The organism is Microbacterium oxydans (assembly GCF_900095745.1).
GTDB classification, from domain to species: domain Bacteria; phylum Actinomycetota; class Actinomycetes; order Actinomycetales; family Microbacteriaceae; genus Microbacterium; species Microbacterium oxydans_B.
Genome location: NZ_FMIR01000006.1, coordinates 200,944 through 212,268, shown reverse-complemented (window position 1 = coordinate 212,268; position 11,325 = coordinate 200,944). Strand labels below are relative to the sequence as shown.

At 68.8% G+C, this 11,325-nt stretch carries 9 protein-coding genes; all 9 read left to right on the top strand.

Going from position 1 to position 11,325, the window contains the following annotated elements:
- Positions 1–74: 74 nt before the first annotated feature.
- The 9 genes from BQ2383_RS01780 (at position 75) to BQ2383_RS01740 (ending at position 11,301) form a co-directional block, all read left to right on the top strand.
- Positions 75–1,040 carry an AAA family ATPase gene (locus tag BQ2383_RS01780; protein WP_091028356.1) on the top strand — a complete coding sequence of 322 codons (966 nt, stop codon included), beginning with the start codon at positions 75–77 and terminating at the stop codon, positions 1,038–1,040.
- 8 nt (positions 1,041–1,048) lie between these two features.
- Positions 1,049–1,936 carry a DUF58 domain-containing protein gene (locus tag BQ2383_RS01775; RefSeq protein ID WP_091028351.1) on the top strand — a complete coding sequence of 296 codons (888 nt, stop codon included), beginning with the start codon at positions 1,049–1,051 and terminating at the stop codon, positions 1,934–1,936.
- Positions 1,923–2,411 (top strand): hypothetical protein, encoded by a 489-nt coding sequence (locus BQ2383_RS01770; RefSeq protein WP_091028349.1) that lies wholly within the window; start codon positions 1,923–1,925, stop codon positions 2,409–2,411. Before BQ2383_RS01775 ends, BQ2383_RS01770 begins: the two co-directional genes overlap by 14 nt.
- Entirely contained in the window at positions 2,402–3,388 is a 987-nt protein-coding gene (locus BQ2383_RS01765; protein ID WP_244175854.1) for a VWA domain-containing protein, read from the top strand. The genes BQ2383_RS01770 and BQ2383_RS01765 overlap by 10 nt, the downstream gene beginning before the upstream one ends.
- Positions 3,385–4,434: a VWA domain-containing protein gene (locus BQ2383_RS01760; RefSeq protein WP_091028342.1), complete on the top strand. Its 1,050-nt coding sequence runs from the start codon at positions 3,385–3,387 to the stop codon at positions 4,432–4,434. The genes BQ2383_RS01765 and BQ2383_RS01760 overlap by 4 nt, the downstream gene beginning before the upstream one ends.
- Positions 4,435–4,680: 246 nt before the next feature.
- The gene (locus BQ2383_RS01755) at positions 4,681–6,381 is read left to right on the top strand and encodes a hypothetical protein (protein WP_208617601.1); all 1,701 of its coding nucleotides are present in this window, start codon (positions 4,681–4,683) and stop codon (positions 6,379–6,381) included.
- 339 nt (positions 6,382–6,720) lie between these two features.
- Positions 6,721–9,264, top strand: a complete 2,544-nt coding sequence (locus tag BQ2383_RS01750) for an RICIN domain-containing protein (RefSeq protein ID WP_091028339.1) — start codon at positions 6,721–6,723, stop codon at positions 9,262–9,264.
- A gap of 142 nt (positions 9,265–9,406) precedes the next feature.
- The gene (locus BQ2383_RS01745; RefSeq protein WP_091028335.1) at positions 9,407–10,195 is read left to right on the top strand and encodes a hypothetical protein; all 789 of its coding nucleotides are present in this window, start codon (positions 9,407–9,409) and stop codon (positions 10,193–10,195) included.
- Positions 10,192–11,301 carry a hypothetical protein gene (locus tag BQ2383_RS01740; protein ID WP_244175853.1) on the top strand — a complete coding sequence of 370 codons (1,110 nt, stop codon included), beginning with the start codon at positions 10,192–10,194 and terminating at the stop codon, positions 11,299–11,301. The genes BQ2383_RS01745 and BQ2383_RS01740 overlap by 4 nt, the downstream gene beginning before the upstream one ends.
- Positions 11,302–11,325 lie beyond the last annotated feature (24 nt).

The window sequence follows — 11,325 nt, the reverse complement described above, 5'->3', positions numbered from 1 at the left end:
CGCGCACACCCGACCCCGCACCCGCGTCGGCACCGGCCGCGGCACCGGCGAACGGCGCTCCGACGGATGCCGAGATGGCCAGGGCCACCGAGGTCCTGCGCATCATCTCCACCTCCTACTCGGCGAAGATGGTCGGCCAGGAGCGGCTGCGCACGAGCCTGCTCGTCTCGCTCATCGCCGGCGGCCACATCCTGCTCGAGAGCGTGCCGGGCCTCGCCAAGACCACGGCGGCCAGCACCCTCGCCGACACCGTGAAGGCGCAGTTCAAGCGCATCCAGTGCACCCCCGACCTGCTGCCGAGCGACATCACGGGCAACCAGATCTACGACGCGGCGACGGGCTCGTTCCGCACCGTGCTCGGTCCGGTGCACGCGAACTTCGTGCTGCTGGACGAGATCAACCGCTCCAGCGCCAAGACGCAGAGCGCGATGCTCGAGGCGATGCAGGAGCACCAGACGACGATCGGCGGCGAGATCCACCACCTGCCGAAGCCGTTCCTCGTGATCGCGACGCAGAACCCGATCGAGCAGGAGGGCACGTATGAACTGCCCGAGGCGCAGATGGACCGCTTTCTGCTCAAGGAGATCGTCGAATACCCGAGCCCGGCCGAAGAGCTCGAGGTGCTCAGCCGCATCGACTCGGGCGTGCTCGACCCGGACCGGCATGTGACCAGCGCCGTGAGCCTCGACGACGTGCGCCTGCTGCAAGACGTCGCGAGCCGCATCTACGTCGACCCCGCGATCCGCAACTACATCGTGTCGATCGCCTACGTGACCCGGAACCCGGCGCCGTACATCGGCGAGGAGCGCGCCCGCTTCATCAAGTACGGCGCGAGCCCGCGCGCGAGCATCGCGTTCCTGCAAGCGTCCAGGGCGCTGGCGCTGCTGAAGGGCCGCTCCCACGTGCTGCCCGAAGACATCCGCGAGCTGCGCCACCTGGTGCTCCGCCACCGCGTGCTGCTGACCTTCGAGGCGGATGCCGAGGGCGTCCGCAGCGAAGAGATCATCGACCAGATCTTCGCGTCGGTCCCCACGCCCTGACCCCTCCGATGGCCAGCCTGATCACGCAGGTGAAGAGCAAGCTCTTCATCCACTCGACACGCAAGTCGCTGCACGCGCTCGACGGCGCCTACGCGTCGCTCCTGCACGGGCGCAGCCTAGACTTCGAAGACCTGCGCAAGTACGAGTACGGCGATCAGGTACGCGACATCGACTGGCGGGCGACCGCGCGGCTGGGCACCCCGCTCGTCAAACGCTCCCGCGCGACCCGCATGCACACGGTGCTGTTCGTGGTCGACACGGGCCGCTCGATGTCGGCCCTCGCCGCCGACGAGCGATCGAAGAAGGAGCTGGCGATCCTCGCGACGGGAGCGCTCGGCGTGCTCACGCTGCGCCACGGCGACGACTTCAGCACCGTCTACGGCGACGCGGCGAAGGTGCGGCGTCTCGCGCCCGGCCGCAGTGAGGGCGCGCTCGAACACGCCCTGCGCACGATCGACCGGGCGATCGACGAGAGTTCGGCGCCCAGCGACCGCGACGCCCTGCTCTCGTTCGTGACCCGCACGATCTCGCGCCGGATGATCGTGGTCGTCATCACCGACGAGGCCCCCGTGACGAGTGAGACCGAGCGGATGCTGCGCCGCCTGCGCGTGCAGCACGACGTGCTCTGGCTCACCCTGCGCGACGCCGACCCGGTGCTGGACCACGCCACCGGACGCATCCGCAGCGATGCGGACAGCCGCTGGCAGGTGCCGGACTTCGTGCAGGGCGACCGTGCCATCGTGCAGGAGCTGACCGCGCAGCACGACGCCGACGCGGCGCACCGAGACGAGCTCCTCACCCGCCTCGAGATCAGCCACTCCTCCCTCGACGGGCAGGACGACGCCGTCGCGCAGCTGCTGCAGTTGCTGAACCGGAGGTCGAATGCCCGGCTCTGAAGAGCTCTACCCGCCGGCGCAGTACGGCTGGGGATGGATGCTGCTCGCGATCGGCATCCTCGTTCTCCTGGTGCTCGGCGCCTGGCTGCTCATCGTGCTCACGCGGCCGCGGCGCACGCTCCCCGTGGATGATGCGGCCGGGCACCCGCCACTGATCATCGACGTGCTGTCGCAGCTGCGCACCGAGTACATGGGTCGCATCCAGCAGATCGAGAACGAGTACCGCGAGAGCCGACTCAGTGCCCGGCAAGCGAACCTCGAGCTGAGCCGCGTCGTCCGCACCTTCGTGAACGAGTACAGCGGCCTCGAGGCCCCGGTGCTCGCGCTCGACGACCTCGTGGCGCGGGGCGTGCATCCTGCCCTGATCGACGCCATGGGCAGGCACTACTACCCCAGCATCTTCCGTCCGGGGCCGGCCATCGATCCGATCGCGGGCGCCGAGGCCGCACGAACGGTGGTGCGGGCGTGGCACTAGCGAACGTGTGGATGCTGGTCGCCGCGGTCGCCGTCGTCCTGGTCGCCGTCACGGTCGGCCTGATCCTCGGGCTGCGGCGGAGCGGAGGCGGTCGCGGCGGCGACACGGCGCGCGTCGCTCGCGCCGAGCGCCTGCGCGCACTGCCGACGTTCCGTCGCGCGCTGGCGCGGCGGGCTCTCGCGCTGTCGGGCATCCTGGCTCTGGGCGCGGTGACGGCTATCGTGGCGGGCGTCGTGGCCGCTCGACCGATGTCGGCCCAGACCATCCAGCCGGTCAACACGAGCCGCGACATCATGCTGTGCCTCGACGTCTCCGGCTCGATGTCCGAGGTCGACGTCGAGGTGCTGACGGTCTTCGAAGAGCTGCTCGACGACTTCGAGGGCGAGCGGATCGGGCTGACGATCTTCAACAGCTCCCCGGTGCAGATCTTCCCGCTGACCGACGACTACGACTTCATCCGCGAGCACCTGGAGAGCATGACCCGGAGCTTCGACTACGTCGACCAGATCCCCGAACACTGGGTCGGCACCCTCAACGGCGACGGCGCCTCCCTGATCGGAGACGGCCTCGCCGCCTGCACGATGGGGTTCGACCGTCCGGGCGACGATCGTTCGCGGTCGGTGATCTTCGCGACCGACAACGAGGTCAACGGTGCCTCCATCGTCACGCTCGACGAGGCGGCGGCGTATGCGGCCTCGAAGGAGGTGCGGGTGTTCGCCCTGAACCCGGTGCAGGGCAAGGATGCCGACGTCAGCGCGGAGCTCACCGCCGCGGCTGAGGCCACCGGCGGGGCCGCGTTCGGCCTGCGCGACACGACGACGGTCTCCGACATCGTCGAGCAGGTGCAGGAGCAGGAGGCGACCGAGCTGCGCGGCGAGGCGCAGGTGGTCTGGACCGACGCACCGAATCTCTGGATCGCGGTGCTCTCGGTCTGTCTCCTCGGCTTCGTCGTGGTGCTGTGGAGGGTGCGACTGTGATCTTCCAGCCCGTGCTGAACCCGCTGCTGATCCTGCTGCTGATCGCCCCGATCGCCGCACTCGCGATCTGGGTCCTGGTGCGACCGCCGCGGTCTGCCGGAGGGACGCCCGCCGACGCGCGCACGGTCGCCGGACACCGCGCACTGTGGGCGATGCGCCTGGTGCTGGTGCTCGCCTGCGCCGCGCTGCTGCTGCGCCCCGGCATCCCGGGGGGCGCGACCCAGACGCTCGCGACCGATACCGACATCGTGCTCGTCGTCGACACGACCGCGAGCATCGTCGCCGAGGACTGGGGCGACGACGAGCCGCGGCTCGACGGCATCCGTGACGACGTGCGTGCGCTCGTCGAGGAGTACCCGGGAGCGCGCTTCGCCCTCATCACCTCGGATGCAGCGGCCGAACTGCGGATGCCGCTGACCACCGACACCACGGCGCTCATGGGATCGCTGGAGGTGCTGCGCCCCGAGGTGACGAGTCAGTCGCGAGGCAGCTCGATCGGCATCGCGGCGCCACTGCTGACCGAGACCCTCACCTCGGCCGCGGAGTCGTCACCCGACCGCTCGCGGATGGTGTTCTACTTCGGCGACGGCGAGCAGACGGTCGACAGCGAGCCCGAGTCGTTCAGCTCGAGCGAGAAGTACACCGACGCAGGGGCCGTGTTCGGCTACGGCACGGCGGAGGGCGGGCCGATGCGCATCACCACGGGCGGGCTCGCCGAGGGCGGCGCCGAGTACATCCAGTACGAGGGGGCAGATGCGCTCTCGGTGATCGACGAGACGAACCTGGAGGCCATCGCCGACCAGCTCGGCGTGGAGTACGAGCATCGGACCGCAGAGGCCGACCCCGTGCTGCCGGAGGCGCCGGCCACCACGACCAACTACGCCGAGTCGGGAGAAGTCGGCAACGTGATGGAGCTGTACTGGGTCGCGGCGCTGATCATCCTCCTCATCCTGGGCATCGAGCTCACGCGCGCGACGATGCTCATCGCGAAGCTCCGGCAGCTGCGCCCGACGCGGCAGCGGCATCCCGGCGGCTCCGGGCAGTAGCACCGATCGCCTCACGCTCGACTCGACCACCGGGGCCGTGCGCGATCCGGTATGAAGGTGCGGGATCCGTGGCGCTCCCGTCCTCCGGTTTGTATCGTTTTACCTGCCACGGGCTACCTGTCCGGGCATAGGTTCGTCGTCGCGGATCGACCGTGTCGCAGGCTCGTGGGGAAGCCGACTCGGTGGGAACGCGCGGCGATGTCATGTCGGCCTGAAGGTCGACATCAAATCACTGGGGAACAACACATGGGGAACATCCTTGCGCTGAAGCGCGCCCGGAAAGCGGCCATCGGCGCCGCCGTCGGGGCCCTGGTCGCCGCCGGCCTGGTCTCATCCGGTGGCGGAGCGGCGATGGCGGCAGAGACCTCACCGCCACCACTGCTGCAACGTGACGACAACGTCGTCACGTCGGATCCGATTCCGACCGTCCAGATCGACAACGGCTACGTCTGGGCGCAGACGACGATCGGGTCCACGGTCTACGCCGTCGGCAAGTTCGACAACGCGCGCGAACCGAAGGCCGCACCGGGCGCGGCACTCACGGCGCGTTCGAACGTGCTCGCCTACGACATCGACACCGGCGCACTGCTGCCGTTCGCACCCACGGTCAACGGCGTGATCAAGGCCGTCGCGGCATCGCCCGACGGCAGCCGCATCTACATCGGCGGCTCCTTCAACGCCGTCAACGGCAAAGACCGGTGGAACATCGCCGCGCTCGACGCCGCGACCGGCGAGCTGGTGCCGGGCTTCGTGCCCTCGATCGGCGGATCGGGCGTCTATTCACTGGCGACTTCCGGATCGAGCGTGTACGCCGGTGGGCTTTTCACCCAGGCCAACGGCACGGCCAGGAAGAACCTCACCGCGTTCAACGTGCCCGACGGCAAACTGCTGCCCTGGGCACCGACGACCGACTTGCAGGTCGACGCACTCGTGATGGACCCCGCTGGGGCGAACACGATCATCGGCGGACGCTTCGGCCAGATCAGCGGCAACACCGCACTGCGCGGCATCGGAGCGGTCGACAAGACCACCGGCACGGTGGACACCGCCTGGCAGACACCGTCCGCGATCAACAACGTCCGGATCACCCGTTCCGCGGGGCAAACGGGAATCTTCGGTCTCGCCACCGACGCGACGGGCGTCTACGGCACCGCCTGGTCTTACGGAGCGGTACAGCCGACCAACCTGGAAGGGGCCTTCGCCGCCGAAGCCGGCAGCGGCAAGATCCGCTGGATCGCCGACTGCCTCGGCGACCACTACGGCGTCTACTCCACCGGCGAGGTCGTCTACACGACGAGCCACACCCACGCCTGCGAGACCGTGGGCCTGCACCCCGAACAGCGGCAGACGACGCACCGCTACTCCGAAGCCTTCACTGCCGATACCCGGGGAACGCTGGGACACCAACCCAACGTGAACTACAGGGATTGGGCAGGAACCCCGGCACCATCCGCGTACGCCTGGACCCCGGACTGGGGCGTGGGCCAGACCACGGGTATGGGTCAGGCCGGTCTGTCCATCACGGGCACCGGGAACATGATCTCCATCGGAGGTGAGTTCCGCTCCGTCAACAACGGGCAGTTCGAGGGCATCGTCCGCTTCTCCACGACGCCTCCGGGAGGAGCGAAGGACAAGCCGCGTCTCTCCGGCGACGACTGGACAGGAAGTGTCGAGCGGAACGCCGACGGTTCCACCGGCGTCACCGCCACCCTCCCCTCCAACTGGGATCGTGATGACCTGACGCTGACCTACGAGCTCCACCGCTCCGACAGCGCGACGCCGGTGGCCACGACGACGGCCGACGCGACCTGGTGGAACCGACCGCTCGTCACCCTCGTGGACGAGACAGCGACCGACGATACGCCACGGGAGTACACGGTGACGGCGAAGGATGCCGACGGCAACGTCGCCACCAGCGGCGGCATCACCTGGATCGAGCCCAACTGATCGAAGGGTCTCCGGCCGCCCGCCTCCGCATCCTGAGTGGAGTGAACGAGAGCCGACCTCGGGCTGCACCCGAGGTCGGCTCTCCTGCTTCGACAGTGGCCGTCCGGCCGCGCAGGGCCATCGATTTCAGGTCTGCAACGGGGCTGATCTCGCCCTGCTTCGCAAACCGGCATCCGATATGCTATTATTTTAGCATGTCGATAGCTATCATGCTTCGACTTGAGGATTCGTCGTTGCGAACCGACTGAGCACGGCCTCTGGGGAAGCCGTCCAGTCTGGAGCGCACGGCGACGTCATGCCGATCTGGGGTCGGCGTCAGATGACTGGGGAATCAACATCATGGGGAACAACTCTGCGCTGAAGCGCGCGCGAAAGGCGGCATTCGGCGCCGTCGTCGGTGTCTTGGTCGTCAGCGGCCTGGTCTCGTTCGGTGGCGGAGCGGCGGTGGCGGCGGAAGTCTCGTCGTCGCCGCCGCCGCTACTGCAGCGCGACGAGAACGTCGTGACGTCGGATCCGATTCCGACGGTCCAGATCGACAACGGTTACGTGTGGGCGCAGACGACGATCGGGTCGACGGTGTACGCCGTCGGCAAGTTCGACAATGCTCGCGAACCGAAGGCCGCACCGGGCACCGCGCTCACCGCCCGGTCGAACGTGCTCGCCTACGACATCGACACCGGGGCGCTGCTGCCGTTCGCGCCGAACGTCAACGGGGTGATCAAGGCCGTCGCTGCGTCGCCGGACGGCAGCCGCATCTACATCGGCGGATCCTTCAACTCCGTCAACGGCAAAGACCGATGGAACATCGCCGCCCTCGACGCGAAGACCGGCGAACTCGTCCCGGGCTTCATCCCCTCCATCGGCGGAACGGGCGTCTACGCCCTGACGACCTCCGGAACCAGCGTCTACGCCGGCGGGCTCTTCACCCAGGCCAACGGCACCGCCAGGAAGAACCTCACCGCGTTCAACGCGCCCGATGGCAAGCTGCTGCCCTGGGCGCCCACGACCGACCAGCAGGTCGATGCCATGGTCATGGACCCGGCCGGCAAAGACACCATCATCGGCGGACGCTTCACGCAGATCAGCGGCAACACCGCGATGCGGGGTCTCGGCGCCGTCTGGAAGGGCAGCGGCGTCGTGGACACGAACTGGCAGGCCCCCCGGACGATCAAGAACGGAGCGACCGCGACTTCCGCGGGGCAAGCCGGGATCTTCGGTCTCGCCACCGACGCGACCGGTGTCTACGGCACCGCCTGGGCTTTCGAGGTGGGCGAGACGGTCAACCTGGAAGGCGCGTTCGCCGCCGAGGCCGGCACTGGCAAGATCCGCTGGGTCGCCGACTGCCTCGGGGACCACTACGGCGTCTACTCCACGGGCAAGGTGGTCTACACGACGAGCCACACCCACGCCTGCGGGACCGTCGGCCTGCACCCGGAGCAGCCGCAGACCACACACCGCTACTCCGAAGCCTTCACGGCCGACGCGCGCGGAACACTCGGACACCAGCCTGCGGCTCCCAAGTACAAGGACTGGGCGGGCACGCCCGCTCCCTCGGCGTACAACTGGACTCCGGACTGGGCTGTCGGTGTGACCTCGGGCCTCGGCCAGGCCGGACTGTCGATCACCGGAACCGGGAACATGATCTCCATCGGCGGCGAATTCCGCTCCGTCAACAACGGCCAATTCGAGGGCATCGTCCGCTTCTCGACCATGCCTCCCGGCGGAGCGAAGGACAAGCCGCGCCTCTCCGGCGACGACTGGGTCGGCTCCGCAACGCGAACCACCGACGATGCGAAGCGCGTCACCGTCACCATTCCCGCCAACTGGGATCGTGACGATCTCACGCTGACGTACGAGCTCTACCGGTCGGGCACCTCGACGCCCGTTGCGACCACGACGGCGGATGCGACCTGGTGGAAGCGTCCGGACGTCGTGCTCACCGACACGGCGGCCCCGCCCGGTCCGCTGCCGCAGTACACGGTCGTCGCGAAGGACGCCGCCGGGAACACCGCCACGAGCGGCATCGCCCGGACCACGCCGCCGACCGGCACCATCGCCCTGGTCTCGAAGTTCAGCGGCAAGGCCGTCGGAGTCTCCGGCACCGCATCCCCCACGGTGCAGCAGCCCGTCACGGGAGCGGCATCGCAGCAGTGGACCACTGTTCCGAAGCCGGACGGCAAGTTCCAACTGAAGAACGTGGCGACTGGGGCCTGCCTCGCGGTGTCCCTGAGCAAGGTCTTGTCGGGAAACGCGCAGGTGCTGCAGTGGGCCTGTGCCGACACCGCCAATTTCCTCTGGAGCCTCAAGGACGTCGGCAACGGCTACGGTCAGCTCGTCGCCGGCCACTCCGGCAAGTGCCTCACGCTCAGTGGCGGCACCGCAGACGGCGCGAACTACGTCCAGACCGACTGCGGCGCGACCACCGGCGCGGACAACCTCAAGTTCCTCCTGCGCCCCGCCGGCACCGTCGCGCTGGTCGCGAAGGACAGCGGCAAGGCCCTCGGTGTCTCCGGCACCGCCTCGCCCGCAGTCCAGCAGACCATCACGGGAGCCGCCTCGCAGCAGTGGACCGTCGTGCCGAAGCCGTACGGCAAGGTTCAGCTCAAGAACGTGGCGACCGGAGCGTGCCTCGCCGTGTCGTTGAGCGCCAAGGTCCTGTCGGGACACGCGCAGGTGCTGCAGTGGGGCTGCTCCGACCAGGCGCACCTCCTGTGGAGCCTGAAGGACCTGGGCAACGGTTACAGCCAGCTCGTCGCCAGCCACTCCGGCCAGTGCCTCACGTTGCTCGGCGGCAACACCGCAGACGGTGCGAACTACATCCAGAACGACTGCACCGCCACACCGTCGACGTTCTCGCAGTTCACCCTGCCCACCGCAGGCTAGGGCGCACGGACAGAGAGCCGACCTCGGGGATACCTGAGGTCGGCTCTGTTGTTCCCTGGATAGGATGTTCAGCGCTTCCCGTGCCGATTCGAGGACCGCTCGTCTGCCGCAGAACGGGGCGCGAGTGGCGAGGAGGTGGAGCGTGACGCACGCTTCGACACGCCCCGTCGCCGAAGCGCACCGCGCATCCCTCCCGAACGAGGCAGCGGCCGCGCTGCTCCGCTCGAACCGTCGCCGCCGCAGCATCCGCCGGTGGGTCGCGATCGGGACCATCCCGCTCACCCTCGCGGCGCTGCTCTTCGTGGGCAAGCTGCTGAGCATGTACGCGTTCGCTCACCAGGCGATCACCGCCTACGTGGTCGACGACTTCGCAGGCTCCGAAGCCTCGGCGCGCGGACAGGACTTCGTCAACTGGTTCGAACCGTACAAGGCGCCGTTCAACATCGGCACCGCGCTCGGCGCGGCCGAGCAGCTGCCCGAGGCCAGGGCCGAGCTCGAAGAGGCACTCGACCTCGCCAGCGGACTGGAGGTGTGCGGGGTGCGGATCAACCTCGCGCTCGTCGTCGAGCGGATGGGCGACGCCGCGCGTGCCGACGGCGACGGTGCCGCCGCCGCCGAGTTCTACGGCGAGGCGCTGACCATCACGGTCGAAACGCCGGAGGAATGCCACAGCGACGAGGCGCAGCAGCAGTCCTCCGACCCGCAGCGCGACATGTCCGACACCCTCGACGGCACCGAGGATCGGCTCAAGCAGAAGCAGCAGGAGCAACAGCAGGAGCCGCAGGAACCCGAGCAGCAGCCCGGTGAAGACGAGCAGCCCTCCGAGGGCAAACTCGACGAACTCGAGGGCAAGCTCGAACAGGGCACGCAGGAGCGGGATCAGCAGCAGGGCGACGAGCCCGGCGGCACGGGAACGGACAAGCCGTGGTGAGCGATCACGAGCAGCAGCGGGCCCGCTACCTCGCCGGGGCCGAAGGGGCACCGCCCGTCCCCCCGCCCGGCGGTTATCACGGTGCGCGACGCCAGGCCTCGGCTCCCACTCGCGAATCCGCCGTCGCCCCGCCCGCGCCCCTGACGCCCGAGGAGCCGAAGCAACCCGCGAACGCCCTCGGATGGATCGCCCTCGCCATCGCCGTCCTGTTCGCGCTGACCCTGCTCGGCACGCTGGTCGCCGGCGGCACGGACGTGCTCTACGGCGTCACGATGCTCACGGCGCAGCTCGTGGTCGTCGGCACGGTCGTCGCCGCCCTGTTCTCGCCGCGTGCGCGGAAGCTGGGGGCGATCGCGCTGATCGTGACCGTCCTGTTCAACGTCGCGACCGTCGGCGGCATGAGCGCTCTGCAGACCTCGGCCGCGGGCAGCTACGAGGGCGCCAAGACCGCAGATCAGAAGCACGCGGAGGCGTACCCCGGCATCAAGGGCACCGATCCGCAGAAGACGCTCGGGCAGCAGTCTCTGGAAGAGGTGCGCGCACAGTCCGAGGAGCTCTTCGCCGACATCCGGACGAGGCTCACCCAGGAATTCGGATACACGTGGGTTGCCGTCGGCGACGAGGATCTGCGCCCCGAACGCAACGGCTACGGCGGCGAATCGATGCTCGTCGAGTACACCTCCGCGGCGTGGGCGACCGAGCAGCCCGTGCAGGGCTACGCGCGCAAGCAAGAGGTGATGGCCGCGATCGACGACGTGGTCGTGCAGCACGGGCTGTGGAACCTCTACTCCTTCAACGACCCGACCGGGTCGGGGATCGACCCGTCGATGATCGCGAAGCTCTACGGCAGCGACGACCCCCGCACGCAGCACACGTGGGAGTACTACACCGAGAACTACCCCGATCCGATGCGGTTCTACGCCAACATCTACGACCTGTCGAACGACCAGGACGGCGGATTCCTCGCCGCGCGCGAAGCGCAGGCCGCCCGCTCCGGAGAACCGCTCGAGGGTCTGCAGCTCGTCGTGATCGCCAGCGGTGTGCTCGGCGAAGACGACCGTGCCGAGTTCGAGACGAAGCTGCAGGAGTACCCCGGCTTCGAGTGACCGTCCGGAGCATGCGTGACGTCG

What these genes read in the sequence shown, in the direction of transcription:
- BQ2383_RS01780 (WP_091028356.1), top strand. Translation starts at nt 75, where the DNA reads ATGGCCAGGGCCACCGAGGTCCTGCGCATCATCTCCACCTCCTACTCG.
- BQ2383_RS01775 (WP_091028351.1), top strand. Translation starts at nt 1,049, where the DNA reads ATGGCCAGCCTGATCACGCAGGTGAAGAGCAAGCTCTTCATCCACTCG.
- BQ2383_RS01770 (WP_091028349.1), top strand. Translation starts at nt 1,923, where the DNA reads ATGCCCGGCTCTGAAGAGCTCTACCCGCCGGCGCAGTACGGCTGGGGA.
- BQ2383_RS01755 (WP_208617601.1), top strand. Translation starts at nt 4,681, where the DNA reads ATGGGGAACATCCTTGCGCTGAAGCGCGCCCGGAAAGCGGCCATCGGC.
- BQ2383_RS01750 (WP_091028339.1), top strand. Translation starts at nt 6,721, where the DNA reads ATGGGGAACAACTCTGCGCTGAAGCGCGCGCGAAAGGCGGCATTCGGC.